Origin of the sequence: Streptomyces sp. NPDC029216 (assembly GCF_040648015.1) — a bacterium.
Taxonomy (GTDB): domain Bacteria; phylum Actinomycetota; class Actinomycetes; order Streptomycetales; family Streptomycetaceae; genus Streptomyces.
The window spans coordinates 36,736-62,517 of sequence record NZ_JBEZWL010000008.1 but is presented as its reverse complement, the minus strand read 5'-3'; the positions used below and the strand labels follow the sequence as shown (position 1 = coordinate 62,517).

The 25,782-nt window shown below is 71.1% G+C and carries 29 protein-coding genes; 23 read left to right on the top strand and 6 right to left on the bottom strand.

Annotation, left to right across the window (positions count from 1 at the left end):
* Positions 1 to 231: 231 nt before the first annotated feature.
* The 7 genes from AB0F18_RS05430 (at position 232) to AB0F18_RS05400 (ending at position 6,439) form a co-directional block, all read left to right on the top strand.
* The gene (locus AB0F18_RS05430) at positions 232 to 576 is read left to right on the top strand and encodes a YbaB/EbfC family nucleoid-associated protein (RefSeq protein WP_042816379.1); all 345 of its coding nucleotides are present in this window, start codon (positions 232 to 234) and stop codon (positions 574 to 576) included.
* Between the two features lie 59 nt (positions 577 to 635).
* The gene (recR, locus tag AB0F18_RS05425; RefSeq protein WP_362055226.1) at positions 636 to 1,235 is read left to right on the top strand and encodes a recombination mediator RecR; all 600 of its coding nucleotides are present in this window, start codon (positions 636 to 638) and stop codon (positions 1,233 to 1,235) included.
* Positions 1,228 to 1,875, top strand: a complete 648-nt coding sequence (locus AB0F18_RS05420) for a DUF5063 domain-containing protein (protein ID WP_362055224.1) — start codon at positions 1,228 to 1,230, stop codon at positions 1,873 to 1,875. Before recR ends, AB0F18_RS05420 begins: the two co-directional genes overlap by 8 nt.
* An 89-nt stretch (positions 1,876 to 1,964) precedes the next feature.
* Positions 1,965 to 3,239, top strand: a complete 1,275-nt coding sequence (locus AB0F18_RS05415) for an aspartate kinase (RefSeq protein WP_362055222.1) — start codon at positions 1,965 to 1,967, stop codon at positions 3,237 to 3,239.
* The gene (locus AB0F18_RS05410; RefSeq protein WP_362055220.1) at positions 3,236 to 4,312 is read left to right on the top strand and encodes an aspartate-semialdehyde dehydrogenase; all 1,077 of its coding nucleotides are present in this window, start codon (positions 3,236 to 3,238) and stop codon (positions 4,310 to 4,312) included. The genes AB0F18_RS05415 and AB0F18_RS05410 overlap by 4 nt, the downstream gene beginning before the upstream one ends.
* Positions 4,313 to 4,481: 169 nt before the next feature.
* Positions 4,482 to 5,267, top strand: a complete 786-nt coding sequence (locus tag AB0F18_RS05405) for a SigE family RNA polymerase sigma factor (RefSeq protein WP_362055218.1) — start codon at positions 4,482 to 4,484, stop codon at positions 5,265 to 5,267.
* Positions 5,264 to 6,439, top strand: a complete 1,176-nt coding sequence (locus AB0F18_RS05400; protein ID WP_362055216.1) for a hypothetical protein — start codon at positions 5,264 to 5,266, stop codon at positions 6,437 to 6,439. Before AB0F18_RS05405 ends, AB0F18_RS05400 begins: the two co-directional genes overlap by 4 nt.
* On the opposite strand, the gene AB0F18_RS05395 is transcribed toward AB0F18_RS05400, so the two are convergent.
* Together AB0F18_RS05395 and AB0F18_RS05390 are read right to left on the bottom strand one after the other, a co-directional pair.
* Positions 6,417 to 7,229 carry an SURF1 family protein gene (locus AB0F18_RS05395; protein WP_362055214.1) on the bottom strand — a complete coding sequence of 271 codons (813 nt, stop codon included), beginning with the start codon at positions 7,227 to 7,229 and terminating at the stop codon, positions 6,417 to 6,419. The genes AB0F18_RS05400 and AB0F18_RS05395 overlap by 23 nt on opposite strands.
* Positions 7,230 to 7,284: 55 nt before the next feature.
* Entirely contained in the window at positions 7,285 to 9,120 is a 1,836-nt protein-coding gene (locus AB0F18_RS05390; protein WP_362055212.1) for a prolyl oligopeptidase family serine peptidase, read from the bottom strand.
* Positions 9,121 to 9,220: 100 nt separating this feature from the next.
* Here AB0F18_RS05390 and AB0F18_RS05385 point away from each other — a divergent pair, with 100 nt between their 5' ends.
* The 3 genes from AB0F18_RS05385 (at position 9,221) to AB0F18_RS05375 (ending at position 11,358) form a co-directional block, all read left to right on the top strand.
* Positions 9,221 to 9,388, top strand: a complete 168-nt coding sequence (locus AB0F18_RS05385; protein ID WP_362055210.1) for a hypothetical protein — start codon at positions 9,221 to 9,223, stop codon at positions 9,386 to 9,388.
* Between the two features lie 64 nt (positions 9,389 to 9,452).
* The gene (codA, locus tag AB0F18_RS05380; RefSeq protein WP_362055208.1) at positions 9,453 to 10,754 is read left to right on the top strand and encodes a cytosine deaminase; all 1,302 of its coding nucleotides are present in this window, start codon (positions 9,453 to 9,455) and stop codon (positions 10,752 to 10,754) included.
* A 10-nt stretch (positions 10,755 to 10,764) separates the two neighbouring features.
* Positions 10,765 to 11,358 (top strand): HD domain-containing protein, encoded by a 594-nt coding sequence (locus AB0F18_RS05375; protein ID WP_362055206.1) that lies wholly within the window; start codon positions 10,765 to 10,767, stop codon positions 11,356 to 11,358.
* Positions 11,359 to 11,408: 50 nt separating this feature from the next.
* On the opposite strand, the gene AB0F18_RS05370 is transcribed toward AB0F18_RS05375, so the two are convergent.
* The gene (locus AB0F18_RS05370; RefSeq protein ID WP_362055204.1) at positions 11,409 to 12,059 is read right to left on the bottom strand and encodes a TetR/AcrR family transcriptional regulator; all 651 of its coding nucleotides are present in this window, start codon (positions 12,057 to 12,059) and stop codon (positions 11,409 to 11,411) included.
* A 110-nt stretch (positions 12,060 to 12,169) separates the two neighbouring features.
* Here AB0F18_RS05370 and AB0F18_RS05365 point away from each other — a divergent pair, with 110 nt between their 5' ends.
* On the top strand, positions 12,170 to 12,979 hold the full coding sequence (locus AB0F18_RS05365; protein ID WP_362055202.1) for an alpha/beta hydrolase: 810 nt from the start codon (positions 12,170 to 12,172) through the stop codon (positions 12,977 to 12,979).
* Here AB0F18_RS05365 and AB0F18_RS05360 read toward each other — a convergent pair.
* Positions 12,967 to 14,295 (bottom strand): chloride channel protein, encoded by a 1,329-nt coding sequence (locus AB0F18_RS05360; protein WP_362055200.1) that lies wholly within the window; start codon positions 14,293 to 14,295, stop codon positions 12,967 to 12,969. The two genes, AB0F18_RS05365 and AB0F18_RS05360, sit on opposite strands and share 13 nt — an antisense overlap.
* A gap of 657 nt (positions 14,296 to 14,952) precedes the next feature.
* Between AB0F18_RS05360 and AB0F18_RS05355 the strand changes: the two genes are divergently transcribed.
* Positions 14,953 to 16,272, top strand: coding sequence for a hypothetical protein (locus AB0F18_RS05355; protein ID WP_362055198.1), 1,320 nt, complete (start codon positions 14,953 to 14,955; stop codon positions 16,270 to 16,272).
* Between the two features lie 553 nt (positions 16,273 to 16,825).
* Here AB0F18_RS05355 and AB0F18_RS05350 read toward each other — a convergent pair.
* Together AB0F18_RS05350 and AB0F18_RS05345 are read right to left on the bottom strand one after the other, a co-directional pair.
* Positions 16,826 to 17,485 carry a YdcF family protein gene (locus tag AB0F18_RS05350; protein WP_362055196.1) on the bottom strand — a complete coding sequence of 220 codons (660 nt, stop codon included), beginning with the start codon at positions 17,483 to 17,485 and terminating at the stop codon, positions 16,826 to 16,828.
* Positions 17,482 to 18,273, bottom strand: coding sequence for a GntR family transcriptional regulator (locus AB0F18_RS05345; RefSeq protein WP_362055194.1), 792 nt, complete (start codon positions 18,271 to 18,273; stop codon positions 17,482 to 17,484). The genes AB0F18_RS05350 and AB0F18_RS05345 overlap by 4 nt, the downstream gene beginning before the upstream one ends.
* Before the next feature lie 437 nt (positions 18,274 to 18,710).
* Here AB0F18_RS05345 and AB0F18_RS05340 point away from each other — a divergent pair, with 437 nt between their 5' ends.
* The 11 genes from AB0F18_RS05340 to AB0F18_RS05290 all read left to right on the top strand — a co-directional run bounded on the left by AB0F18_RS05340 (position 18,711) and on the right by AB0F18_RS05290 (position 25,781).
* Positions 18,711 to 18,980: a DUF6284 family protein gene (locus AB0F18_RS05340; RefSeq protein WP_362055192.1), complete on the top strand. Its 270-nt coding sequence runs from the start codon at positions 18,711 to 18,713 to the stop codon at positions 18,978 to 18,980.
* Complete coding sequence (locus AB0F18_RS05335) at positions 18,977 to 19,135, top strand: hypothetical protein (RefSeq protein ID WP_362055190.1); 159 nt, start codon at positions 18,977 to 18,979, stop codon at positions 19,133 to 19,135. The genes AB0F18_RS05340 and AB0F18_RS05335 overlap by 4 nt, the downstream gene beginning before the upstream one ends.
* Positions 19,132 to 19,983, top strand: coding sequence for a DUF2637 domain-containing protein (locus AB0F18_RS05330; protein WP_362055188.1), 852 nt, complete (start codon positions 19,132 to 19,134; stop codon positions 19,981 to 19,983). Before AB0F18_RS05335 ends, AB0F18_RS05330 begins: the two co-directional genes overlap by 4 nt.
* Positions 19,980 to 20,348 carry an RRQRL motif-containing zinc-binding protein gene (locus tag AB0F18_RS05325; RefSeq protein WP_362055186.1) on the top strand — a complete coding sequence of 123 codons (369 nt, stop codon included), beginning with the start codon at positions 19,980 to 19,982 and terminating at the stop codon, positions 20,346 to 20,348. The genes AB0F18_RS05330 and AB0F18_RS05325 overlap by 4 nt, the downstream gene beginning before the upstream one ends.
* 22 nt (positions 20,349 to 20,370) lie before the next feature.
* Complete coding sequence (locus AB0F18_RS05320) at positions 20,371 to 20,763, top strand: DUF3307 domain-containing protein (protein WP_362055185.1); 393 nt, start codon at positions 20,371 to 20,373, stop codon at positions 20,761 to 20,763.
* 17 nt (positions 20,764 to 20,780) lie between these two features.
* Positions 20,781 to 20,957, top strand: a complete 177-nt coding sequence (locus tag AB0F18_RS05315; protein WP_362055184.1) for a hypothetical protein — start codon at positions 20,781 to 20,783, stop codon at positions 20,955 to 20,957.
* A gap of 29 nt (positions 20,958 to 20,986) precedes the next feature.
* Positions 20,987 to 21,367: a DUF6251 family protein gene (locus AB0F18_RS05310; RefSeq protein WP_362055182.1), complete on the top strand. Its 381-nt coding sequence runs from the start codon at positions 20,987 to 20,989 to the stop codon at positions 21,365 to 21,367.
* A 77-nt stretch (positions 21,368 to 21,444) separates the two neighbouring features.
* Positions 21,445 to 21,690 (top strand): DUF6257 family protein, encoded by a 246-nt coding sequence (locus AB0F18_RS05305; RefSeq protein ID WP_362055180.1) that lies wholly within the window; start codon positions 21,445 to 21,447, stop codon positions 21,688 to 21,690.
* Positions 21,691 to 21,783: 93 nt separating this feature from the next.
* Positions 21,784 to 23,907: an ATP-binding protein gene (locus AB0F18_RS05300; RefSeq protein ID WP_362055178.1), complete on the top strand. Its 2,124-nt coding sequence runs from the start codon at positions 21,784 to 21,786 to the stop codon at positions 23,905 to 23,907.
* Positions 23,908 to 24,201: 294 nt separating this feature from the next.
* A complete protein-coding gene (locus AB0F18_RS05295) occupies positions 24,202 to 24,936 on the top strand; it encodes a DNA methylase (protein ID WP_362055176.1) in 735 nt (244 codons plus the stop codon).
* The gene (locus tag AB0F18_RS05290) at positions 24,933 to 25,781 is read left to right on the top strand and encodes a bifunctional DNA primase/polymerase (protein WP_362055174.1); all 849 of its coding nucleotides are present in this window, start codon (positions 24,933 to 24,935) and stop codon (positions 25,779 to 25,781) included. The genes AB0F18_RS05295 and AB0F18_RS05290 overlap by 4 nt, the downstream gene beginning before the upstream one ends.
* Position 25,782 lies beyond the last annotated feature (1 nt).

Here is a 25,782-nt window from a genome sequence, read left to right as displayed (position 1 = left end):
CGCAATGGTGCGCATGCTCTTCCTACCTTCGAATGACACGCGATGGGCGGCGAATCCCCGGTTTTCCGCCCGCAAGGAGGTCTCCAACAGGGACGTGCGCGTCCCGTCTCTCACCCGAAAGAGTTGGTCCTCCCGGCGTAGGGCGCGGCGCCCGGGGAGCACGTAGGCTCGGATTGACCGAGCGTTCCCGACGGCCGCAGCCAGGCCGATGCGCAGATGGAGTGTGTACCCGTGATTCCCGGTGGTGGCCAGCCCAACATGCAGCAGCTGCTCCAGCAGGCCCAGAAGATGCAGCGCGACCTCGCGACGGCCCAGGAGGAGCTGGCCAGGACCGAGGTCGAGGGCCAGGCCGGCGGCGGCCTGGTGAAGGCGACCGTCACCGGTTCCGGTGACCTGCGGGCCCTGGTCATCGACCCGAAGGCCGTGGACCCGGAGGACACCGAGACCCTCGCCGACCTGGTCGTCGCGGCGGTCCAGGCGGCCAACGAGAACGCCCAGGCGCTCCAGCAGCAGAAGCTGGGACCGCTGGCCCAGGGCCTGGGCGGCGGCAGCGGCATCCCCGGCCTCCCCTTCTAGCCACGCACCCCTCCCCGTCACCAGCACGCACAGCACCAGAACCGAAAGAAGGCAGTCCGTTGTACGAAGGCGTGGTCCAGGACCTGATCGACGAACTGGGCAGGCTGCCCGGCGTCGGGCCCAAGAGCGCGCAGCGGATCGCCTTCCACATCCTGCAGGCCGAACCCACCGACGTCCGCCGCCTCGCGCACGCGCTGCTGGAGGTCAAGGAGAAGGTCCGGTTCTGCGCGGTCTGCGGGAACGTGGCGCAGGAGGAGCGGTGCGGCATCTGCCGCGATCCGCGCCGCGACCCCACGGTCATCTGTGTGGTCGAGGAGCCGAAGGACGTCGTCGCGATCGAGCGGACCCGCGAGTTCCGGGGCAAGTACCACGTCCTCGGCGGCGCGATCAGCCCGATCGAGGGCGTCGGCCCGGACGACCTGCGCATCCGCGAGCTGCTGGCGCGCCTCGCGGACGGCACGGTCACCGAGCTGATCCTCGCGACCGACCCGAACCTGGAGGGCGAGGCGACCGCCACCTACCTCGCCCGCATGATCAAGCCCATGGGCCTGAAGGTCACCCGCCTGGCCAGCGGGCTCCCCGTCGGGGGAGACCTGGAGTATGCGGACGAGGTCACGCTCGGGCGGGCCTTTGAAGGAAGGCGACTTCTTGATGTCTGACGCAACGCTGCACGCCCTGGGACAGGATCCGGACGACTTCGCCGCCTCGATCGCGGACCAGATCGAGTCCTTCCTCGTCGCGGTCACCGAGGTGGCCAAGGGCGAGGACCCGGACAGCGCCGTCCCCTTCCTCCTCCTGGAGGTGTCCCAGCTGCTGCTGGCGGGCGGCCGGCTGGGCGCGTACCAGGACGTCCTTCCCGAGGAGCGCTACGAGCCCGACCTGGGCCCGGAGCCGGACGTGGACGACCTGCGCGAGCGGTTCGCCCTCATGCTGGAGCCGGTCGACGTCTACTCCGAGGTCTTCGACCCGTACGAGCCGCGCAAGACCCCGGTGGCGCACCGCATCTCCGACGACCTGGCCGACGTGGTCGCCGACCTGCGGCACGGCCTCATCCACCACCAGGCGGGGCGGATCACCGAGGCGCTGTGGTGGTGGCAGTTCTCGTACTTCACCAATTGGGGCCCGACGGCCTCGGCCACCCTGCGCGCCCTCCAGTCGCTGATCGCGCACGTCCGCCTCGACCAGCCGCTCGCGGCCCTCGACGGCCTGGACACGGACGAGGACCTGACCGAGGAGGACCTCGTGGAGCAGGCCGGGCAGGTCATGGAGGAGGAACTCGGGCGTCTCGGCCGTAAATAGTCCCATCTCATGATGTGGTACGTGGCGGTCGGATCCCGGCCGCTCGTTAGACTGCACCCGCAATGAGACGGACCGAGCGAGGAGCGCACGTGGGCCTTGTCGTGCAGAAGTACGGAGGCTCCTCCGTAGCCGATGCCGAGGGCATCAAGCGCGTCGCCAAGCGGATCGTGGATGCCAAGAAGAACGGCCACCAGGTGGTCGTCGTGGTTTCCGCGATGGGCGACACGACGGACGAGCTGATCGATCTCGCCGAACAGGTATCGCCGATGCCTGCGGGGCGCGAATTCGACATGCTGCTGACCGCCGGAGAGCGGATCTCCATGGCCCTGCTGGCCATGGCTATCAAAAACCTGGGCCACGAGGCCCAGTCGTTCACCGGCAGCCAGGCAGGCGTGATCACCGACTCGGTCCACAACAAAGCGCGCATCATCGATGTGACGCCGGGCCGTATCCGCACCGCGCTGGACGAGGGCAACATCGCCATCGTCGCCGGCTTCCAGGGTGTGTCCGCGGACTCCAAGGACATCACCACCCTCGGCCGCGGCGGTTCGGACACCACCGCCGTGGCGCTGGCCGCGGCGCTGGACGCCGAGGTGTGCGAGATCTACACCGATGTCGACGGCGTCTTCACCGCGGACCCCCGCGTCGTGAAGAAGGCCCGGAAGATCGACTGGATCTCCTCCGAGGACATGCTGGAGCTCGCGGCCTCCGGCTCCAAGGTGCTGCTGCACCGCTGCGTCGAGTACGCCCGCCGCTACAACATCCCGATCCACGTCCGTTCGTCCTTCTCCGGACTGCCGGGCACCTGGGTCAGCAACGAGAATCCGCAAGGGGACGCGCAGGTGGAGCACGCCATCATCTCCGGAGTCGCTCACGACGTCTCCGAAGCCAAGATCACGGTCGTCGGCGTCCCGGACAAGCCGGGCGAGGCCGCGGCGATCTTCCGCGCCATCGCGGACGCCGAGATCAACATCGACATGATCGTCCAGAACGTGTCGGCGGCCTCCACGGGCCTGACGGACATCTCCTTCACCCTCCCCAAGACCGAGGGCCACAAGGCCATCGACGCCCTGGAGAAGGCGAAGGCGCAGATCGGCTTCGACTCCCTGCGCTACGACGACCAGATCGGCAAGATCTCCCTGGTCGGGGCGGGCATGAAGACGAACCCGGGCGTCACCGCCTCCTTCTTCCAGGCGCTGTCCGACGCGGGCGTCAACATCGAGCTGATCTCCACCTCCGAGATCCGCATCTCGGTCGTGACCCGCCAGGACGACGTCAACGCCGCCGTCATCGCCGTCCACACGGCCTTCGGCCTCGACTCCGACAGCGACGAGGCCGTCGTCTACGGAGGCACCGGACGATGAGTCCGCACCGGTCGGCCCCGGCCCCGGCGCTCGCCGTGGTCGGGGCGACCGGGGCGGTCGGATCGATCCTGCTCCAGATCCTGTCCCAGCGGGCGGACGTCTGGGGCGGCATACGCCTGATCGCCTCCCCGCGCTCGGCCGGCCGCGTGCTGGCCGTCCGCGGTGAGGAGACCGAGGTGATCGCCCTCAGCGAGGACGCCTTCGAGGGCCTCGGCGCGGGCGACGTCGTGCTCTTCCTGACCCCGGCCGAGGTCTCGGCGCGCTGGGCCCCCGTCGCCACCGCGCGCGGGGCCGTCGTGGTGGACCAGTCCGCCGCCTTCCGGGAGGACCCCGAGGTGCCGCTGGTGGTGCCCGAGGTGAACGCCCCCGCCGTACGCAACCGGCCGCGCGGGATCATCGCGGGCCCGGACTGCGTGACCGCCGCGATGATCGCCACCCTGGGCGCGCTGCACGCCGAGTACGGGCTGGCCGAGCTGGCCGTCTCCTCGTACCAGGCAGCGAGCCGGGCGGGCCGGGCCGGCGCGGAGGTGCTGCGCCGGCAGCTGTCGCTGGTGGCCGGCAGCCCGCTGGGGGAGCAGCCCGGGGACGTGCGCCGGGCCGTGGGCGAGGACACCGGGCCCTTCGCGGCCCCGCTCGCGCTGAACGTGGTGCCCTGGTCCGGTGAGCTGCGTGCGGACGGCTGGTCCTCGCACGAGCTGGCCGTACGGGCGGAGACCCGGCGGATCCTGGGCCTGGAGTCGCTGCCCGTCTCCGTGACCTGCGTCCAGGTGCCGGTGGTGACCGGGCATTCCCTGACGGTGCGCGCCCGCTTCGAGCGGGAGGTGGCCGCGGCGCACGCCCGGGAGATCCTGGAGGCGGCGCCCGGGGTGGTCCTCGTGGACGATCCGGCGGCGGGGGAGTGGCCGACACCGGCGGACGCGGCCGGGACGGACCCGGCCTGGGTGGGCCGGCTGAGGGGGTCGCTGGACGACGCCAGGGCCCTGGAGTTCTTCGTGTGTGCGGACAATCTCCGCAAGGGCGCCGCACTGAATGCCGCTCAGATCTCGGAACTGATCGCGGGTGAATTCGCGTAATTCGCTTTGTAGGATCGGTGGCGATCCCTTGATCAAGGTGATGGCCCGACTGCCGCCTGGATAAATGGGGCAATCGGGAAGAGCGGGTACGCATGAAGGCAATGGGGAAATTGCTGAATACTCTGCCTCGCGCGTACAACCCTGGCGGGGGGACGCGTGTCCAACGGGCGTGGCAGAGGCACTCTTGGACTTCGCCGTCGTACCGGCGCGCACGGGCATCGTCCCCCCGCGCCGGCGGACCGGCACATACGGCGGCTTTCCTGTGATCGTGCCCGTCCCGCCGGCCGGCGCACCGGTCGCCCCTCCGCTCGCCGGGGTGGTCCCGGGCGGCCGCGTGCCCTCGCCCCGCGATAGCGCGGAGGCGGTGGGGGGCACGGCAGCCGAAGGCGCCGCCGGGGTGACCGTCGAGGCCGCTCCCGGGGCTGTTCCCGAGGCCGCCGACGCGCCGCCGGTGGTGGCCGGGACCACCGTCGACCACCTCACCGAGACCTATCAGGCCCACTACCGCTCGCTCCTCGGCCTGGCCGCCCTGCTCCTCGACGACACCGCCTCCTGCGAGGACGTGGTCCAGGAGGCCTTCATCCGCGTCCACTCCGCCCGCAACCGGGTCCGCGACCGCGACAAGACCCTGGCCTATCTCCGCCAGACCGTCGTGAACCTCTCGCGTTCGGCGCTGCGCCGCCGCATCCTCGGCCTCAAGCTGCTGTCGAAGCCGATGCCGGACATGGCCAGCGCGGAGGAGGGGGCGTACGACCAGCTGGAGCGGGACGACCTCATCAAGGCCATGCGCGGACTCCAGCGCCGCCAGCGCGAGGTGCTGGTGCTGCGCTATTTCGCGGACATGACGGAAGCCCAGGTCGCCGAGACGCTCGGGATATCGCTCGGCTCGGTCAAGGCGTACGGATCGCGGGGCATTGCCGCGCTGAGGGTGGCGATGGAGGCTGCGCAGTCATGAGGGACGACCACAGGAACCCGTCGGGCTCCGCCGCACCTGCCCCCGCCGCAGCGGCCACGGCCGACGAGCAGGCGCTGCGCAGTCTGTTCGCCGGGGCCGTGCAGGGGCTGGAACCTTCCGAAGGCGCCCTGGAACGGCTGCGCCACGCGGTGCCGGTGCGCCGGGCCCGCAAACGGCAGGCCCTCGTCGGGGCGGCCGTGGCGGTGGTCCTGGGCGGCACCGTGATCCCGGTGGCGCTGCACCTGGACGACGAGGAAGACAAGGGCGCCACCGCCGGACACTCGGCGATAGCGGGCCACGGCGAGGCACAGGGCACCCACTCCGGCGAGCCGCACCCCAGCGGCCCCGACAGCGGGGCCCGGCCGCAGCCCGCGAGATCCCCCGGCAAGGGGCAGACGGCGGGCGCCACGGGCGACCGCACCTCCCCGCACCCCGGCGGTTCCCCGTCCGGCGGCGTGTCGGCGGGCCCCTCGGGCGACGGAGCCCCCGTGGCCGCCGTCGGCAACGGCCCCCAGCCCCCGGCAGGGGCGGCCGCCGCGACCCCCGGGTGCACCGCCGGCCAGCTCGGGGTGGCGGGCAGCGCCGGCGCTCCGGGGGCCGACGGCAAGGTGTACGGCAGCTTCAAGGTCACCAACGTCTCCGCCCAGGGCTGCACGGTCACCGGTCCGGACACCGTGACGGCCGCCTCGGTGGCCCAGGGCCCGCGGCCCGCGACGACTCCCGGGGTGACGGTGACGGGCCACACGGCGGGGGACCCGGCGAGCGGGCTTCCCGACCCGTCGGCGGAGGCACCGGCGCTGCTGCTCCAGCCGAAGCAGACGTACGAGGTGCTCTTCGCCTGGGTGCCCTCCGCGCAGTCCTGCCCGGCGGCGACCCCCAGCCCGACGGCCTCGCCGCAGCAGCAGGAGGGCACGGTGCAGCGCCCGGCCGGGCAGGCCGACGGCGGCCCGGCGAAAACGCCCGCCGACGGAGCGGCGAGCGTCCCCGCAGGCACCGGTGACACGGCCGGCGGCACACAGCCGCCGGGCGGCACGGCCGACCCGGACCCGGCCGGAGTGGCGGTCTCCCACGCCCCGGCCGCCACGGGAGCCCCCGTCACCCAGGCCACCATCCCGCAGGCCTGCGGGGGCACGGTCTACCGGACGGGCCTCATTCCGCAGCCGACGCCGTAGCCGGGGCCGCCGCGGCGGGGGCATCCGCCGGGTCCCCGGCGGGCAGCAGGCCCGCCTCGGCGTCGCGCAGGGTCTCCAGCTCGCGCCGGTAGAGCCGGAACCACATGAACAGCACGAAGGCGACGAAGACGAACCACTCACCGGTGTAGCCGAGGTTCTGGAAGGCCTTCAGGTCGAGGCCGGTGTTGCTCGGTGCCTTCGCGGGGACGGGGACCATCCCGTCCGTCGGCGTCCGCACCGTCAGCCAGGCGTCGTAGAGCGGGTCCTGCACCAGGTTGACCAGGGTGGCCGACCCGATCACCCCGAGCTGGCCCGGCGGCAGCCCGCCCTGGGCGTGCACGCCCTTGGTGCCGGAGTTCTCCGAGGCCTGCAGGGCCCCCGTGACCTCGACCCGCCCGGCCGGCGGGGCCGGAGCCTTCGCCAGGTCCGCGGTACCCGGCAGCCAGCCCCGGACCACCGGGACGGTCTTGCCGGAGTCGGTCCGCAGCAGGGTCAGGACGTAGAAGCCGCGCTTGCCGTCGAGGTCCCGCTCGGGGACCAGCAGCTGCTGCCCGTACACGCCGGCTGCGGAGGCCAGCCGCCCGGAGGTCCTGGTGTCCACCGGCAGCAGCGAGTCCAGCGGCGCCGCCACCTCGTCGGAGGGTCGCTCGGTGCCCGCCTCGCGGTGGCTGCCGACGCGGTCCTCGAACCGGCCGAGCTGCCAGGTCCCCATGAACAGGCAGAAGGGGATGGAGAGCGCGACGAAGACGTTGATCCCCCACCAGCGCGGGGTCAGGAGAAACCGGTGCACCCCACCAACGGTACGGGGGGTGCACCGGGAGCCCGGTGCCGGGTCGGGCGCCGGGTCAGCGCGGCAGGCCCTGCGGCAGGTGCTTCAGGGCGAACTCCAGCTCCATCCGGACCTGCTTGATCCGCTCCTCCACGACCAGCGAGCCGTGCCCCGCGTCATAGCGGTACACCTCGTGGACCGCGCCGCGCGCCACGAGCCGGTCGACGTAGTTGTCGATCTGCCGGATCGGGCAGCGCGGGTCGTTCACGCCCGCCGCGATGTGCACCGGCGCTTTCACCGCGTCCACGTACGTCAGCGGGGAGGAGGCCTCGAAGCGGTCCGGGACCTCCTCCGGCGTGCCGCCGAAGAGGGTGCGGTCCAGGGACTTCAGCGCCTCCATCTCGTCGTGGTACGCCGTCACGTAGTCGGCCACCGGTACGGCGGCCAGCCCCACCGCCCAGTCGTCGGGCCGCGTGCCGAGGCCCAGCAGGGTCAGGTAGCCGCCCCAGGAGCCGCCGGACAGCACCAGCCGCGCCGGGTCCGCCAGGCCCGAGGACACCGCCCACTCGCGGACCGCGGAGATGTCCTCCAGCTCGATCAGGCCGACCCGGTGCTTGAGGGCGTCCGTCCACTCGCGGCCGTAGCCCGTGGAGCCGCGGTAGTTGACCCGGACCACCGCGAAACCGTGGTCCAGCCAGGCCGCCGGGGTCGCCGCGAAGGCGTCCGAGTCGTGCCAGGTGGGCCCGCCGTGGATCTCGAAGATCGTCGGGAAGGGGCCCTCGCCGTGGCCCTCGGGCCGCTGCGCGAGCGCGTGGATCCGCCCGCCCGGGCCCTCCACCCACACGTCCTCCACCGGCACCGAGCCGGGCGGCCGGAACCCGGGCGGGTCCAGCACCACCCCGCCCGCGGTCGACCGTACGGCGGCCGGCTCGGCGGCCGAGGACCATTGGTACTCCACCGTCCCGTCCGGGCGGGCCGTGGCCCCCGACAGCGAGCCCGGGGGCGTGTCCACCCGTACGAGTTCCCGCGCGGCCAGGTCGTAGCGCCACAGCTCGTCGCGCGCCTCGAAGCTGTGCTCGATGAGCAGCGCCGTCCCGTCCGGGTACCACTCGGCGCTCACGTCGCCCGGGAGGTCGATGGCCAGGTCCTCCTGGGCGCCGGTGGCCACGTCCCACACCATCGGCTCCCAGCGGCCGCGCCGCTGGTGGCCGACCAGCAGCCGGGTGTCCCCCGCGACCGGGGCGAAGCCGAGCACCTCAAGGCCCAGCTCCTCGGTGCCCCCGCGCGAGTCGTCCAGTTCGGCGACGGTGGCCCCGTCGAGGGTGACCACGCGCAGCGCCGAGTGCATCGCGTCGCCGTGCTCGGTGTGCTCGATCGCGATCAGGGTCCCGTCGCGGGAGAGGTCGCCGACGCCCGCCGACTCGCGGTGCCGGTAGATGACGGCCGGGTCCCCGCCGCCGGGCCGGACGACGTGGATCGTGGTGCCCTCCTCGTCGGTGGAGCGGCCGACCACCGCCGTGCCGTCGCGGCCGATGGCCAGCCCGGCGGGGTAGGAGGGCTCCAGACCCGGCGTGGCGGGCTCGTCGGGTCCGCCCGCGAAGGGCTGGCGGACCCAGGTGCCGAACTCGTCGCCGTCGGTGTCGGAGAACCACCAGAGCCACTCGCCGTCGGGCGAGAGGGTCCCGTCGGTCGTGCCGTTCGGGCGGTCGGTGGCCTGGCGCTGCGTGCCGGTGGACCGGTCCCACGCGTAGAGCTCGTAGGTCCCGGTGGCGTTCGAGACGAAGAGCGAGCGGTCCGGGGCGTCCTCGGCCCATTCGGGGAGCCCCACGCGCGGGGCCCGGAACCGCTTCTCCCAGTCGGGCATCTCGGAAGCGGGGGTCCCGCCGGGGGTCAGATCGCTGTCGCTGGTCATGCCGTCCATTCTTGCCCGATGTGCCGCCGGGATGCCGACTGCTCCGAACGGGCGCATGGTGGAGTGCGTACTTCGACGCTTCCCGAGAGGGGTGTTGATCATGGCCAAGAAGGCTCGCACCGGTCACCACAGCCATCAGGACTCCGAGCAGGCGATGGCGAAGAACACGGCGGCCGAGGCACGTGCCAAGGCCGCGGGCAGAGACGCCCAGTCCCTCTCCGCGAAGACGCGCGGCATGCACCAGAAGGCACAGGCCAAGCGCGGCTGAACCCTCGGCACCTACCGTCCGCGTTTCACGTGAAACGTGGAGTGTGTGCGCCTAGCCTGGCGGCATGCGGATGATCGTCCGGGGCGCCCGGCTGTTGCACGAGCACGGCCTCCACGACGTGGAGGCCGCCGAGGACGGCCGCATCGCGCGCGTCCTCCCGTACGACGACCAGAAGGAGCCGCCCGCGACGGGCGTGCTCATCGAGGCTCACGGCGGGCTGCTCAGCGCCCCCTTCGTCGAGCCCCACATCCACCTGGACACCGCCCTGACCGCCGGGCAGCCGCGTCCGAACGCCTCCGGCACCCTCTGGGAGGGCATCGCGTGCTGGAGCGAGCGCAAGCGGACCCTGACCCGCGAGGACGTGATCGCGCGGGCCACGCAGGTGCTGCGCTGGCAGGCGGCCCAGGGCGTCCTGCACGTGCGTACGCACTGCGACGTCACCGACCCCTCGCTGACCGCCCTCGACGCCCTGCTGGAGGTCCGCGACCGGGTACGGGACGTCATGACCCTGCAGATCACGGCCTTCCCCCAGGAGGGCATCGTCTCCTTCCCCGACGGCGAGGCGCTGCTGCGCGAGGCCGTGGCGCGCGGTGCGGACGTCGTCGGTGCGATCCCGCACTTCGAGGACACCCGTGAGGACGGGGTCGCCTCGCTGCGGACCGCCTTCGCACTGGCGGAGGAGCACGGGCTGCGGGTCGACGCCCACTGCGACGAGATCGACGACGAACAGTCCCGCTTCATCGAGGTGCTCGCCACCCTCGCGCTGCGCACGGGGCTGCGCGAGCGCGCCACCGCCTCCCACACCACGGCCATGGGCTCCTACAACGGGGCCTACGCCTTCAAACTCCAGCGGCTGCTGTCACGCGCGGGCATCAACCTGGTCGCCAATCCCTTCGCCAACCTCAACCTCCAGGGACGCTTCGACGCCTACCCCAAGCGGCGCGGCCTCACCCAGGTCAAGGAGATGCTGGGTGCCGGGGTCAACGTGGCCTTCGGCCACGACGACGTGATGGACCCCTGGAACGCGCTCGGCACGGCCAACCCGCTCCAGACCGCCCTCGTCGGCCTGTACGCCGCCCAGCTCACCGGGGCCGACGAGATCCCGCTCGCCTTCTCGATGGTGACGGAGCGCGCGGCCCGCGTCCTCGGCCTGTCCGCCTCCGAGTACGGGATCACGGAGGGCGCCCCGGCCTCCTTCGTCCTGCTGCCGGCCCCGACGCCCGAGGAGGCGATCCGCCGTCAGGTCCGGCCGCGCTACGTGGTCTCGCGGGGCACCGTCCTCGCCGAGACCCCGCCCGCCCCGACCCGGCTGTGGTGGCCGGGGGACGAGGGGCCGTCACCCGTCGACTTCACCCCGTCCCTCTAAGGTGCGGTGCATGACGTGGACCCTTCACAACCTTGACTCCGGCACGGCCCGCCGCGCCTTCGAGATCGCCTCGGAGTACGCGGACGCCGCCCTGCTCAACCACTCCGTCCGCTCCTACGCCTTCGGCGCCGAGTACGCCAGGCAGCACGGCCTCGCGTACGACGCCGAACTCCTGTACGTCAGCGCCCTGCTCCACGACCTGGGCCTGACCGCGCCCTTCGACAGCCACACCCTCCCGTTCGAGGAGGCCGGCGGCCACGTGGCCCGGATCTTCACGGCGGGCCTGGGCTGGGAGCCGGCCCGCCGGGCCCGCGCGGAGGAGGTGATCGTGCTGCACATGCGGGACGACGTCACCGCCGCCGAGGACGTCGAGAGCCACCTCCTCCAGGTGGGCACGAGCGCGGACGTCTCGGGCCTGCGCGTCCCCGACTTCGACCCCGCCTTCATCGCCACCCTGCTGGCCGCCTACCCGCGCCTCGGCTTCGGCCCGTCCTTCCTCGCCCTGGTAGAGGACCAGGCGGCCCGCAAGCCCGCCTGCGCGGCGGCCGGCTACGTCGCGGGCGGCGCGGCGAAGCGCATCGCGGCCAACCCGCTGGACGCCTAGGGGGTGTCCGGTCGAGAGGGCCGCCGGGACGTCACCCGGCGGCCGCCCGTCTAGATCCCCCGCTCGATCATGTCGATCACGCCCTGCCCCGCCTCGTGCGCCTGTTCCGGGGAGACCCCGCGGAGGGGGCCGTCGATGATCAGCGAGGCCAGGCCGTGGACCGCCGACCAGGCGAGGAACTCCGCCCCCGGGCGCCGGCCGGACGGCAGGACGCCGGTGTCGACCAGGCCGTCCAGCGCGGCCCCGAGGAGCTCGAACGGGGTGAGCCCGCCCGCGCCGGCGGCCGTGGCGTCGGCCGCGTAGGTCATGTCGGCCGGGACGTGGAAGGCGGTGCGGAACCAGCCCGGCTCGGTCACCGCGAAGCGGATGTAGCCCGTCCCCACGGCGCGGAAGCGGGCCCGGGCCCGGGCGGCCGGGTCCCCGCCGGCGGGCAGGGCGTCGATCTCCGCCTCCATCGCGAGCGCCACCCGGGCCATCGCGGCCTGCGAGGCCCCGTGCACCAGCTCCCCCCGGTCGGCGAAGTGCCGGTAGGCGGCGTTGGGGGACACCCCGGCGCGCCGGGTGGCCTCGCGCAGCGAGACGGCGTCCGGGCCGCCCTCGCGGGCCAGCTCCAGGGCGGCGTCGAGCAGCGCGTTGCGCAGGTTCCCGTGCCGGTAGGTGCTGCGCTTCGGGGGTGTCGGCGGGTCGGCTTCCGCTGGCATGGGTCCTCGATTCCTCATCACATGTGGACGGCGTCAACTTCCAGGTATAGCCTACGGGGCGATGTGGACGCCGTCCACATGCTGGACCGTGGACCACAGGGGGTTCGTTCATGCAGCAGGCCGTGTCCCGCGACGGGACCGTCATCGCCTACGACCGCACCGGCCGGGGGCCCGCCCTGGTGATCGTCGGCGGCGCGTTCCAGGTGCGCGCTCACCCGAGCTGGGTCGAGCTCGCCGACCTCCTCGCCGAGCACCACACCGTCGTGCGCTACGACCGCCGGGGACGCGGCGACAGCGGCGACACCGCCCCCTACGACGTGGCGCGCGAGGTCGAGGACCTGGCCGCCGTCATGGCCGAACTGGAGGGCCCCGTCCGGGTGATGGGCATGTCCTCCGGCGCCGTCCTCGCCCTGGAGGCGGCCGCCAGGGGCCTGCCGATTGCGGAACTGGCCCTGTACGAGCCCCCGTTCGTCGTCGAGGACAGCCGCCCGCCGCTCCCCGCCGACTACATCGAGCGGCTGGACGCCCTCGTGGCCGAGGGCCGCCGCGAGGAAGCCGTCACGTACATGCTCACCACCGCCGTCGACGTCCCGGCCGAGCACGTCGAGGCCATGCGGCAGGCCCCCCTGTGGCAGCACTTCACGGCCCTGGCCCACACCCTCCCCTACGACGCCCGCGTCGTCGGCGACACCATGTCCGGGCGCCCGCTCCCGCAGGACCGCTGGGCCTCCGTGGACATCCCCGTCCTGGCCATCGGCGGCGGCGCGAGCGACACCTGGCTCCAGGCCGGCGCCCGCGCCCTCGCCGACCTGCTGCCGACCGCCGCGCACCGCACGCTGGACGGCCAGACCCACGACGTGGACCCTGCCGCCCTGGCACCCGCGCTCGCGGAGTTCTTCGGCCGCGCTCAGGCCCGCTGACCCGCCGGCTCCGCCCCCACCCGGCGCCCGCGCCCCATGGGCAGCAGCTCGGCGGTGATCAGCGCGGCCACCGTGGCCAGGATCACCACCGGCGTCATCCCCGGGCTGCCGGTCAGCAGCAGCGCCATCACCGCGCTGCTGACCGGCAGCCGCAGCACGCTGGCCCCGGCCGCGGCCAGCCCCGCCGCCACGGCCGGCACCACGCCCAGACCCGGCAGCGGCGCCGCCAGCACCCCGGCCGCGGCCCCGAGGAACAGGGCCGGGAAGATCGGGCCACCGCGCAGGCAGCCGAGGCACAGCGCGTACGCGACCGTCTTGCACAGCAGTACGGCCACCAGCACGCCGATCCCCCAGGCCCGCGGGTCCCCGACCAGCGAGGCCATCGTGGCCTGGCCGGAGGAGGCCACCTCCGCCGGGTTCCGGCCGGTGACCAGGGCGTAGACCGCCGCGCACACCCCGGCGCCGAGCGCGCACAGCGCCGTACGGGCGACGGTCTGCCGCGTGACGAAGGCCGCGACCCCCTGCCCGGCGGTCACCGTCAGCCTCAGGACCACCGCCACCACCACCGCCAGCAGCAGCCCCCACCCCACGTCCGCCGCGTCCAGACGGGGAACCGCCTCGGGCATCTTGACGGTCAGGCCGCCGGTCTTCAGGCCGGTCCACCGCCCGAACCCGGTGAACACCAGCGCCCCCAGCCCGCTGGACAGCAGCGCGGGCAGCATGACGGCCACCAGCTGCGGCCCGCCCACCCCCACCACCTCGATCAGCAGCACCGCCGCGATCAGCGGGCTCCCGAAGATCGCCGAGATGGCCGCGGCCGCGCCCGCCACCCCCATCAGCACGCTGGCCTGCGGCGTCCCCGGCCCGCGCGCCAGGTCCCGCAGCAGCAGCGCGAGCCCGCCGCCCAGGGCGATCAGCGGGGCCTCGGGCCCGAGCACCGCACCGAGCGGCAGGCTCGCCACCGCGGCCAGCACCACCCCGGGCAGCCCCTTGGTCGAGGCCCCGCCGACGGCCAGCCCGGCCGCCGGAACGTGCCCGCCCGCACCGGGCAGCCGACTCGCCACCCAGCCCACCACGACCCCCGCGACCAGCAGCAGCGGCAGCGGCCACCACCACGGCGGCGCGTCCCGGCCCAGCGCGTGCGGCAGGCTCTCCCACAGCAGGTGCTGCAGCTCGTGCAGCCCGGCCAGGAACCAGAAGCACACCAGCGACACCGGAATGCCGACCAGCGCACACAGCGCCAGCGTCTTGCGGTACGGCGGCGTCTTGAGCAGCCCCCGCAGCAGTTCCGCCTCCCCCGCCTGCGTCGCGGTCATGGCCCACTCCTTTCGGGCTGCCGGGACAGCCCGGTCCGCACCGCGCCGCCCCGTCGGCCGGCGCGATGGCCCCGAACCCCACCGTCGCGAACAGCACGAGGAACAATGGCGTAGCCCATGCCCGCTCCTCTTCGCCGGCCGCCTGACCCCCTCCGGGCATTGCAACACCCCGACGCCCCGCCCGCACCTCGCGCACCACCACACCGGTCGCACGGACACGCACAACAGCGAAGGGCCTGATCCACTGATGTGGATCAGGCCCTTCGCTGTCAAACACTGTCGGGGTGGCGGGATTTGAACCCACGACCTCTTCGTCCCGAAGCAATCCAGGCAGGGGCCGAGTCAGGGGGCGCTGTGCCATTGACCAGCGACGACAGTCCGCGTGTGTCCGTCGTCGTCCGGCGTTGTACGCCTTGGTTGTCACGCAGTTAGACACTCACCGAGGCCGAGCCGTCCCGCCGGCCGGGGCCTCTCTCGCGCCCGCCTACTGCTGTCTGCTTTACGGAGCAGAGGTGCTGCACACGTTCGGACCGCCAACCGACCGCCGCCCCGACCCCGCAATCATCCGGGAGAACCGGGAACCCGATATCACCCCCAGGGCAGGCCGGCAGCTTGCTCCACGCGCACCCACGCGACATCGCTCGTAGGATTATAGATATGAGAATCTTCGAGGATCGCACCCCTAATAAGCGAACTCATGAAGTGTTCGGCATATCTAATAAGGTCCTGCTGGACTCATACGTGGACCGAGGGGAACTCGATGAGGAAATTCAGCGCCTTTTGATGCGCCACACGCATATCGCTCTCCGTGGTGCATCAAAGTGCGGAAAGTCCTGGCTTCGACAGAAAGTGCTCCCTAACGCGATTGTTGTCCAATGTCGACTAGGCGAGACTGTGGATGATATTTATCGCGAGGCTTTGGGTGAGCTTGGCATACGACTGGAGGTTAACAGTACCAGCCACACAAACTTTGTGGGGAAGGCTGAGGCGAGCGGCGAGGTAGGGATCAAGCTGCTAGCGAAGGTGACTGGAAAAGCCGGGATAGAGCGAGGGAGAGGAAAGCAATCCACAACTAAGCCAGTCAGTGCGGATGTAGAAAGCCTGCGCTTCGTTGCCGAGATCCTGCGCGAATCTGGCCGTCGACTCGTGATTGAGGATTTCCATTACTTGCCAATAAAAGAGAAGGCGAGGTTTTCGGGTGACATAAAGGCGCTGTGGGATCTCGGCGTGTTCCTCATAGTGGTGGGAGTGTGGAACCAGCAGAACATGCTGATCTACCTGAATCCTGATCTGTCGGGGCGAGTTCACGAGACATCAATCGTATGGGGTGAGGAAGATCTGGACAAGATATTCCAGTTTGGCGGCAGGGCCCTCAATGTAGAATTCACGCACGCTCTACGCGATCATGCGATCGAAATTTGCCACGGAAATGCGGGAATTCTCCAAGCCTTGATCCTGGGAACGTTGGACAGGGTCGGGGTGGACCGAGCCCAGGAGCATCACCGAGTAATCAGCGATATCGGCGATCTGGAACAGGCAGCCCAGAGCTACGCCGACCAGCTCCACCCGCTCTATCAAGAATTTGCGCGCCGAGTGGCAAATGGAATCAGAGCTCGGAAGAATTCAACGAGCATCTACGCTCACGCTATGGCGGTGATCCTATCGGCGAGCGACCAGGAACTCATCCAAGGCCTGAATCTCAACCATATTTACTTGGACGCTCACGCTCGCGAGTCGCGTATCACAAAGCAGAATCTCCAGCGCGCGCTTGAACGCATCGAGTCTCTGCAAGTGGATGCTTCTGACGGAACACGCCTTGTATTGGCTTACAATGTCGCCACTAAAGACGTCACCGTTGTTGATCGTCAGCTCCTCCTCTACCGCCAATATTCAACTATAGGCTGGCCCTGGGAAGATCTAATATCTGAGGCAAAGGAGACTGGTGAACAGTTTGACGAGGGGGGTGAGCAATCCTAACTCCCAAAGTCGGCCTGGCGTGATCATGCCTTTCAAAGCCAGACGTATCACCAGCCCCAATTGCGCGACGCATTGACCGCGAAAGACGCGCCGCGTCTCCCGCATCACCGGCCTATCTCGCCAGAGGCTCCACGATGGCCCGCTTAACACACCACAACCCCTGGATGTGAAGTACCGGAGGAGCGGTGGTTGGGCCCTGCCGACCCGGCAGTCGCGCCAGCTCTATGTGTTCGTCCACGGGCGTCAAGGTAGCCCGGCGGTTGTCGGAGCGGCTTTGGTGGGAGCAGCCACGGTCACCTGCCCCCTGCCTGCACCACCGCTGCCCTCCCCACGCTCGCCACGACGTACCGGCACCCGCGTACGGCGCCCCCGCCATACCGGAGTCGGAGCCCCCCGCCGGAGGCATCAGTCATGACAGGCAGCCGACCGACCAGGCCCCCCATCAAGCCCTTAGCCATTGGCACGCGGCTGGCGCACCGGGCTGGAGCGGGGCGCAGACAGGAGCGCAGGCCCGGGGTGACGGGCGGAGTAGGGCAACTTTCGGCGCAGCCGCTTATCGCGCAGGAGCAGCGACGAGCCTGCTGGTGAAGCCCTTGTCGCACAGGCGTTTATAGGCGGCGAGCACCGGGGCCGGTACCGGCAGGTGAACCATGAACCCCTGATCCGGGTAGAGCTGGAGTCGCTGGAGGGCGCCGACGAGCATGTCGATGACCAGCTTCGGATCGCCGATTGAATCGACGTACTCCGTAAACGTCATCGGCGTGGACGCGCTGATGACCTCCACCTCCGGCCAGAGCTTCCGCGTAGTGGCGTATGCGCGCCGCTCTTCGTACGGCTTGCTGATCAGCAGTACGGATTGGATGGGGCGGCCGGCGTCCTCCAACAGGGCCCGGGTGAGTCGGATGTTCTCCCCGGTGTTGCGGGCGTTGGGCTCAACGAGGACGTCCTCAGGCGGGACGCCCAGTTCCAGCGCCCGCTCGCGGTAGTGGACGGCCTCACCGCGCGGCATCCTGGCGCGGGTCGTCGGGCTGGTGGCGCCCGTGAACACGATCAGGGGCGCCATGCCGCGCTTGTACAGGTCGACCGTCGTGTCGGCCACGCCGAGGTCGTGGCTGCCGAGGCCGACCGCGACTGAGCAGGGGCGCGGCTCGTGGTGCATCTGGTGGAAGTCCCAGATGAGTTCCGCGTCCGCCCACGCCTGCTCAGAGATCACTTTTGTTCGCCACCCTCAGCCGAGTCCGGGACTTTGAACTCATACTCCCAGGCGAAGCGCGACGCGGCGTGCACTCCTATGGCGAACTCGACGACCGTCCCGTCTGCCGTGTAGGTCGTGCGGTGCAGCTCTACCACCGGCTCGCCCGTGGGCAGCTTGAGCAACTTGATCTCATCGGCCGTGGGGACGCGGGCGAAGATGCGTTCCTTCATGTGGTCGATCTCGTAGCCTGCGTCGTAGAGAACGCGGAAGCCGCCGCCGCGGCCTGCCGGCCCCGGCGTGGGGTCCACGATGCGTGTGCCCTCGACGTGTTCGGGGCGGTAGTAGCTGGTCAGGGTGTGCGTAGGCTGCTCCCCTTCCTTCACCAGGCGGGCACGCGCATATACCTGAGCGCCTGCGGGCAGTCCGTGTGCTTCGGCCACCGGTGCCGGTGCTTCCATGAGGCTGACCGATTGGGTCTGCTCCCCGCGCTGGTAGGCGCGGCCTGATGCGACCCGGTCGGCAATGAACGCGACTTCGTCCCCGTCACGCCACTTTGCTTTGTCGTAGCGACTGATCCCGATGCGCTTCAGGGGCATCTGCGCACGAACCATGGTTCCGACGCCGCGCGACGACGTGACCAGCCCTTCGGCCTCAAGAGCCTTGTAGGCCGCGTGGACGGTTGCCTTGGAGCCTTCGCCTGCCTCTACGAGATCGCGGATCTGAGGCAGCAGTTGGCCAGGGGTGTAGTCGCCGTTCCTGATCTGCTTGGCCAGCTTGTCGGCCAGCTCTCGCCACTTCGGTGCCACCGGGCACTCCTCTCGACATGGCCAGTTTCCCACAGTCCTAGGACATTGACAGTCCTAGGACTGAAGTGTCATGGTCTTCCCAGAGCCGGTCAGTCCTAGGACAGGTGGCTCTTGGGGAGGCCGCTTGGCCTGCCCAAACGATCCACAAGGGGCCCGGGTCAGATCGGGCCGAGGGAGCCGGATCCCTGGTCAACCGGACGGCGGGTCTCTGCCTACAAGCGGGAGCGCGCTCCCGGAAAGAGGCCGCAATGCAAGTGATCAACCCTCCGTCGTGCAACTTGCGCGACGGCCGGTTGCCTCCTCCGCCCGTCTTGTACGGGCGGGGTCGAGGGGAGCCGGAGCACTTCTCCCTGCTTCACCCCAACGCAGTGCAGCCCCGGTGCTGGAACACCGGGGCTGCTGTTGGGTCCCGTTCCTCTACCGAAGGAGCAAGACCCGTGGAGTTCATCGCTGCACTTCAGAGCCGTGTTACCCCGTGGTCGGACGGCCTGGAGCCGTCGGACGAGGAGCTGGACGCGATCGAGGTCGAGATGCCGGTCATCTCGGCCGAGGTCGAGTTGCTCGACGTACAGATTGCCCTGCTGGACCGGCCGGTCTCGGAGCTGGACGAGCGGCGGATCCGCCGGGCCCGCCGGCGCCTGCTCGCCGCCCACCGGGCCCTGGCCGCCAAGACCGCGACCGCCTCCCACCCGGAGGTTGGAGCGTGAAGAACATCCTCCGCCGCCTGGCCGCCCGCTTCCGCTCGACCCCGCCCATTCCGCCTCCTCCGACCGGTCTGCCGGACGAGTGGGGGGAGGACTGGTGGGAGCCGTCGTGGATCTGGGAGCCGGGCGACCTCGACGATGAAGAGGTCGACCGGTGAACGTGGCAGGCAAGCGGCTGCTGGTGCTGGCACTGGTGGCCGTGGTCGGTATGGCGTTCCGGGTCTCCTGGAACGCGCTGCGGGACATCGCCACCGCGATCGGCGCGGACGCTACGGCGGCGACGCTGTACCCGTTTGTGGTCGACGGCCTGATGGCCCTCGCCCTGGTCGCCGCGCTCGTGCTCACCGGTGCTGCCCGCCAGTTCGCGCTGCGGGTGCTGGCCGCGTACACGATCGCCTCACTCGCCCTCAACTACGTGCACGGCCTGGTGCCGGAGCTGCATGGCGGATCGGTCGACTGGGGTCGACTGGCCGACTGGAACCCGGCGAACTGGGCACTCGTCCTGCTCGCCACGTCGTTGCCGGTCGGCTCGATCTACTTCGGCTCCGATCTCGTCGCCAAGGTCCTCCACCACCGGCCCCCGATCGAACCGACTCTGGAGAAATCGGCGCAGATAGATGTAAATCGGTCGATGGCTGAGCAGGGCGAACCCCAGATCGAGGCCACCAGCCCGCCCCCGGAACTGGAACCCGCGCCGGTCGACGCGATCGAGGTGGACGAGCCGATCGAGGTCCCGGTGCCGGTGACTGTTGCGGCGGAAGTGCCGCGCCTGCGTCGGGCGACCGGTCGGGTGCCGGATGCGGCCCGATCGACCCGACCGGTCCGCACCCCGGGTGAGCTCTTGGCTGAGGCGCGCAGCATCACCGAGGCGTGGCCGGTCGAGGACTTGACCGGTGAGCGGATCCGCAAGGCCCTGCGTACGTCCCCGGCCAAGGCCCGGGTGCTGCGGGAGACGTTGAAGGCCGAGCGGGCCAACGATGCTGCCGCTGAGGCGGTGGCCTCATGACCCTGTGCATCGATCCGACCGGCGCCCGGTACGGGCTACCCACCTTCCCGTGGCGCCTGGCCCCCGACGGGCTCGCCACCCGCCGGCAGTTGCGGGCCCTGGGGCTGCGGCCCGGGGGTCAGGACATCGCGGGTCAGGTCCTGCGACCGCGCTACCGGCGCGGGCCGCTGGCCGCGTTCCTGTACCGCGTCGACCGCGCGAAGCCGGTGCGGCCGATGACCCCGGCCAAGGCCGCCGCGCTGGCCAAGGCCAACACCGCGCGCCGCACCTGCCCCGCCTGCCGCACCGATGCCGGATACGTCATCCCGGCCTCGCTCGGCATGTGCGTCCCCTGCGCCTACCCCGATGCCCAGCACACCGCCTGACCCGCTAGCTGGAGGAATCACCGTGTTCGCCGAGATCGCGTTCCTGCTCTACGTCGGGCACCTGCTGGCCGACTACCCCTTCCAGACCGACCACCAGGCCGCCCACAAGGCCGGATGCGGGAGGGAAGGCTGGACGGCCAACCTCACCCATGCCGCCACGCACGTCCTGATCTGCGCCGTGATGCTCACGCTCGGCACCACCGCCCTGGGGTGGCATCTTCCCCTCCTGCCCGCCGCGGCCGCCGTGCTGTGGATCGGCGCCACGCACGGCTTCATCGACCGCCGCTGGCCCGTCGCCGCGTGGATGCGGATCGCCCGCCAGTCCGGGTGGGCCGCGCATGGCGGTGCCGCTCACGTCGACCAGACCGCGCACGTCCTCGCCCTGACCCTCGCCGCGCTCTTCCTCTCCGTCTGACCTCGAAGGGACCCACCATGGCCAGCTACAACCTTCCCGTCCGCTACCGCTCCGAGGGCGGCGCCATCGTCGTCGCCGACATCCTCCACGCCGAATGCGGAGGGTGCGGCGCCACCAACTACCGCAACAGCAGCGAGCGCATCAAGTGGGCCCAGGACCACGCAGAGAAGTGCCGCGCCCTGCCCCGCCGCTGACCCCTGCCGACCCGAGAGGAGCACGCGGGATGAGCCACCTTCCCGAACCGATCCACCCCGCCACCGTGGTCCGGCTCCCGGACGGCACCCACGCCTACGCCGACCAACTCCCCACGGCGTACGCGGGACCGCAGGTCGTGCACCAGCACATCCACCAGGCCCCGCCCGACCGGACCGTCCAGCGCATCGCGCTCGGCTCTGGCGTCGGCGCGGGGGCGGTTGCGGCCGGGGTGTACTTCGGCCCGCTGCTGGTCGGCGCGCTGACCGCGATCGCCGCGAACATCGCGTTCCTGGCCTTCCTTGCCCTGGTGCTGGGCTGGGGCGTCCACACGGTCGTGAAGTCCGTCGGTGACGCCGATGGCACGCAGGCCGCGAAGAACATCCGCACCGCCGCCCGCCGCCGACGCTGACGGTTGCCCGATCCACCCGCCCGCGTGGCGGGTGGTGAGGGGAGCCGGACAGACCGGTCTCCGGAAGGAGCCCCGTGATGGCGCAGGACCCGAAGTTCACCGCTCGTGAGATCGCCCAGATCGGTTGGTACACGGCCCGGATGGCCAAGCGCGGGATTGCCGGGGAGAACGTCTACCTCGGCGACCTGCAGCGCAAGGTCGAGCGGATCATCGACGGCGCTCGCGAACGCGAAGCCCGCGAGATCGCCGACGCGGCGGCCGCCGAGAAGGCCGCCCGCAAGGCCGCCGCGAAGGCGAACGCGCAGGCCAGGAACCGCAAGTAGCTGTGCCCCCGGGGCGGCCGCCCTCTCGCCAAAGAACGCCGGCCGCCCCGGGCCCTACCCACCCGCTTTCCAGCGAGAGCAGGAGTTCTCAGCATGACCGACAACGTCGTCCCCCTCTTCAAAGACCCCCCCACCGGCACCTACACGATGCCCGGCGACAACCCGCCCGGCCCTGCCCCCACCGCACCGGCGAAGGTCCGACCGGCGCGGGTGTGGAAGCGCACCGCTCGCGGCCTGCGTACGGCCATCACTGACGAGCGGACCCGCACGGCCGCACGACTGGTGGCCCGCCACGGCCTGTACGTGGCGGGCGGCACGCGGATCGTGGCCAAGCGGACGTGGGACGGACGCACCGCTTCCCGCTACGAACGGATGATCCGCGCCGCTGAAGCCGCGGGGAACTTCGAGGAGGCCAAGGAGTGGGAGGACCGCCTCACCCGCTACCGGGCCGCCCGCCACCACCGCCGCATGGACCTGATCAAGGCCCCCAAGGACATGGCCATGAGCGCCCTCTACGGGGCGGGCCTCACCGTCGGCGGGCTGCTTCTGCTCGGGATCGTGCTGGCCATAGCCAACAAGGACATCACCTGGGTCGTCGGCCCGATCAGCGCGGTGATCGAGGCGATCCGCTGGGTCGTCTATGTCGGCACCGTCGTCTGGGGACCGGCCGTCACCGTCGGCCCGTGGCTGGCCTTACTCGCCCTGTGGCAGGTCGGCCGACAGAAGCAGACCGCCCCCGCCTGGGCCATGCCCGCCCAGCAGCGCGACACCGCAGGCGCCCCGATCACCCCCTCGATCGTCGTCACCGCCCTGCGCGACCTCGGCATCGCCCCGCTCCGCAACGCCATCAAGGAGATGGGCGACGTCGGAGCGGCGATGCTCAGCCCGATCCGCATCGCCGGATGCGGCGTCGAAGTCGACGTCACCCTCCCCTCCGGCGTCTCCACCGCCGAAGTCCAGGGCCGCCGCCGCAAGCTCGCGGAGAACCTGGCCCGGCATGAGCACGAAGTGTTCATCACCCTTCCGACGGCGGCCCGCACGGTGCGGCTGTGGATCGCCGATTCCGGCGCGCTGGATGAGCCGATCGGCCCGTCCCCGCTGGAGACCGACGACACCCTGACCGCGAACTACCGCACCGGTAAGGCGCCATGGGGTCAGGACCTGCGCGGCGACGGGGCACTGATCAGCCTGTATCAGCGGATGCTGCTGATCACCGGGCTCTCGAACCAGGGCAAGACCGCAGCCCTGCGTGCTCTCGCCCTGTGGCTGGCCCTGGACAAGACCGTCGAGTTCCGCATCGCCGACCTCAAGGGCGTCGGTGACTGGGCCATGTTCGACGGCTTCGCCACCACCCTCATCCAGGGGCCCACCGACGATCACGTCGTCGACGCGACGGAGATGCTGGAGGCCGGCGTCGCGGAGATGGAACGGCGGATCCAGGCCCCGCCCGGCACTGTCTTCCCGCCGCTGGTCCTGATCGTGGATGAGGCGCAGGTCGCGTTCATGTGCCCGGCTGTCGGCGACGACAAGCGCCCGTACGGCGGCTCGAAGGCCACCTCCCGGTACTTCATGGCCGCCCGCAAGATCCACAACCAGGGGCGAGCCGTGGATGTGCTGCTGTGGGAGGGCACGCAGGACCCGACCGACCAGAACCTCCCCAAGCTCGTCCGCGAAGGCGCCCACACCCGCGTCTCCCTCGCTCTGGGCACGGAGTCGCAAGCCCGCATGGCCCTTGGGGACAAGGCAGTCGACGGCGGCGCCGCACCCCACCTGCTCCGCCAGGGCCTGGACAAGGGCACCGTGGTCGTCGCCTCCGACGGCATCACCATCCCGGCCGGTCAGGCGTCCATCACCGTGCGCACCCACTACATCGACACCGACACCGCCGGCGTCATCGCCGACCGGGCCAAGGCCCTGCGGTCGGGCGTCGTCACCGCGCACAGCAGCCCGGACGCGGACGACCATGACCCGCTCGCGGACATCCTCACCGTCCTGGGCACCGAAGCCCGACTCCCCACCCACGACGTGCTGAAGCGGCTCGCCACGCTGAACGGCAAGGCGTACGGCTCGTGGTCGTTCATCGACCTCAAGCGCGTCCTGGACGGCACCGGCGCCGAGGCCTACAAGTCCGACGGGCGCATGGTCATCGGCCGCGAACGCGTCCTGCGCGCTCTCACCAACCGCCCCGACACCGGTTCCGCTTCTGCCGCCGAGTAGAGGGATCCGATCACGCACCGGTCAGGGAGGCAGGGAGAACTCCCTCACCCCCTCCCTGACCCACCTCCCTGTGCCTGACCTGCACAGATGATCTGCCAGGGAGGCAGGGAGGCTCCGCAGGTCAGACCCCCGAAACCCCCCTCCACAGCCCTCCCGCCTGGGGGTGGCCAAGCCTCCCTGCCCAGCAACCAGCAGGGATTCCGCTTCACCGCTGACATGCCGAGAGCGGCCCCCACTCACGCCAATGACTGGGGCCGCTCTCGTCCAGCACGCTCAAGAACTGGAGAGACCAGCATGACCCACCCCACCGACATCCGGCGAGCACACGGCAACGACCGGCCGTTACTCCTGGACCTGTACTCCTGCGCCGGCGGCGCCGGCACCGGCTACTCCCGCGCCGGATTCGACGTCGAGGGCGTCGACATCCGCCCCCGCCCGAACTACCCCTTCACCTTCCGCCAAGGCGACGCGCTGACCGTCCTCGCCGCCCTGATCGACTCCGGCGAGATCCGCCGCTACACGATGGCGCACGCCTCCCCGCCCTGCCAGGCCGGATGCGCGCTGACCGTCGGCACCAACCGGGCCATGGGCTGGGGCGGCGATCACGTCGACCTGGTGGCCGCCACCCGCACCCTGCTCGACGCGTCCGGCCTGCCGTATGTGATCGAGCAGCCCAACGGCAAGGCCGCCATCCGCAAGGATCTGTCCCTGTGCGGGGAGATGTTCGGCCTCGGCGTGCTCCGCCACCGCAACTTCGAACTCGGCGGCTGGACCACCGTTCGACCGACCCACCCCAAGCACCGCGGCCGGGTGCGCGGCTGGCGGCACGGCAAGTTCCACGACGGCCCGTACGTCGCCGCATACGGCGCCGGCGGCGGCAAAGCCACCATCGCGGAGATGCAGGCCGCCATGGGCATCACCTGGACCGACACCCGTGAGGAACTCACCGAGGCGATCCCCCCGGCCTACACCGAATGGATCGGCCGCTCCTTCCTCACCCGCGCGCTGACCGAGGCGGTGGCCGCATGATCACCGCCACCGGACACCTGCGCACCGCGCTCTGGCTCGCCGAACTCGGCCTGCCCGTCCTGCCTCTGCGCGCTGGCAAGCAGCCGTTCGGGAACTGCCGCGCCTGTACCCGCTCCGCGTGCGGCGACCGGCCGCACATGCTCGCCGCCGGACCCTGCGCCTGCCCCGCTCCCTGCCACGGCTGGGGCGCCGCCACCGCCGACCCGGCCGTTCTCACCTCCCCGGCATGGGCCGGAGCCTGGCGGCAGGCCGCGGCCGTCGCCTACCACCCCGGCGGCGCCGGACTCACCGTCCTCGACCTCGACGACGCCGACGCGGTCGCATGGGCCCGCCAGACCCTGCCCGCCACCAAGACCGTCGCCACGACGCGCGGGGAGCACTGGATCTACCGAGGCGCCATGCGCTCGGTCAACGGGGTCCGGAAGGGTGTCGACATCAAGTCCACGCTGGCCTACGCGCAGTGGCGCGGCCCCGGCACCGGGACGATGACCGTGCTGCCGGATGCCGTGCGCGCGCTGGCCGTGAAGGAACCGACCCCCGTCCGGCCGGCGCCCTGCTCCGTCACCATGCCCGCGTTCGCCCGTGCCGGTCAGTGCCCCCATCGCTCGCCCGCCTATCTCGAGAAGGGCATCGCCATGGCGGAGCAGCGCATCAAGGAGGCGTCCGACGGGATCCACAGGGCCGTGTACCGGCTGTTCCTCGCCGTTCTGTCCGCGCATGGCCGGTGCGGATGCCTGACCGAGGCACACGTCGACCGGCTGTTCACCGCCGCGCAGGCCAAGGGCGAGTCCCTGCGGCACTGCGAGACCGCCTGGACCAACGCCCGCACCACACTGGGGATGTAGC

What these genes read in the sequence shown, in the direction of transcription:
- AB0F18_RS05420 (WP_362055224.1), top strand. Translation starts at nt 1,228, where the DNA reads ATGTCTGACGCAACGCTGCACGCCCTGGGACAGGATCCGGACGACTTC.
- AB0F18_RS05410 (WP_362055220.1), top strand. Translation starts at nt 3,236, where the DNA reads ATGAGTCCGCACCGGTCGGCCCCGGCCCCGGCGCTCGCCGTGGTCGGG.
- AB0F18_RS05400 (WP_362055216.1), top strand. Translation starts at nt 5,264, where the DNA reads ATGAGGGACGACCACAGGAACCCGTCGGGCTCCGCCGCACCTGCCCCC.
- AB0F18_RS05390 (WP_362055212.1), bottom strand. Translation starts at nt 9,120, where the DNA reads ATGACCAGCGACAGCGATCTGACCCCCGGCGGGACCCCCGCTTCCGAG.
- AB0F18_RS05385 (WP_362055210.1), top strand. Translation starts at nt 9,221, where the DNA reads ATGGCCAAGAAGGCTCGCACCGGTCACCACAGCCATCAGGACTCCGAG.
- codA (WP_362055208.1), top strand. Translation starts at nt 9,453, where the DNA reads ATGCGGATGATCGTCCGGGGCGCCCGGCTGTTGCACGAGCACGGCCTC.
- AB0F18_RS05375 (WP_362055206.1), top strand. Translation starts at nt 10,765, where the DNA reads ATGACGTGGACCCTTCACAACCTTGACTCCGGCACGGCCCGCCGCGCC.
- AB0F18_RS05370 (WP_362055204.1), bottom strand. Translation starts at nt 12,059, where the DNA reads ATGCCAGCGGAAGCCGACCCGCCGACACCCCCGAAGCGCAGCACCTAC.
- AB0F18_RS05365 (WP_362055202.1), top strand. Translation starts at nt 12,170, where the DNA reads ATGCAGCAGGCCGTGTCCCGCGACGGGACCGTCATCGCCTACGACCGC.
- AB0F18_RS05360 (WP_362055200.1), bottom strand. Translation starts at nt 14,295, where the DNA reads ATGACCGCGACGCAGGCGGGGGAGGCGGAACTGCTGCGGGGGCTGCTC.
- AB0F18_RS05355 (WP_362055198.1), top strand. Translation starts at nt 14,953, where the DNA reads ATGAGAATCTTCGAGGATCGCACCCCTAATAAGCGAACTCATGAAGTG.
- AB0F18_RS05325 (WP_362055186.1), top strand. Translation starts at nt 19,980, where the DNA reads ATGACCCTGTGCATCGATCCGACCGGCGCCCGGTACGGGCTACCCACC.
- AB0F18_RS05315 (WP_362055184.1), top strand. Translation starts at nt 20,781, where the DNA reads ATGGCCAGCTACAACCTTCCCGTCCGCTACCGCTCCGAGGGCGGCGCC.
- AB0F18_RS05310 (WP_362055182.1), top strand. Translation starts at nt 20,987, where the DNA reads ATGAGCCACCTTCCCGAACCGATCCACCCCGCCACCGTGGTCCGGCTC.
- AB0F18_RS05305 (WP_362055180.1), top strand. Translation starts at nt 21,445, where the DNA reads ATGGCGCAGGACCCGAAGTTCACCGCTCGTGAGATCGCCCAGATCGGT.
- AB0F18_RS05300 (WP_362055178.1), top strand. Translation starts at nt 21,784, where the DNA reads ATGACCGACAACGTCGTCCCCCTCTTCAAAGACCCCCCCACCGGCACC.
- AB0F18_RS05295 (WP_362055176.1), top strand. Translation starts at nt 24,202, where the DNA reads ATGACCCACCCCACCGACATCCGGCGAGCACACGGCAACGACCGGCCG.
- AB0F18_RS05290 (WP_362055174.1), top strand. Translation starts at nt 24,933, where the DNA reads ATGATCACCGCCACCGGACACCTGCGCACCGCGCTCTGGCTCGCCGAA.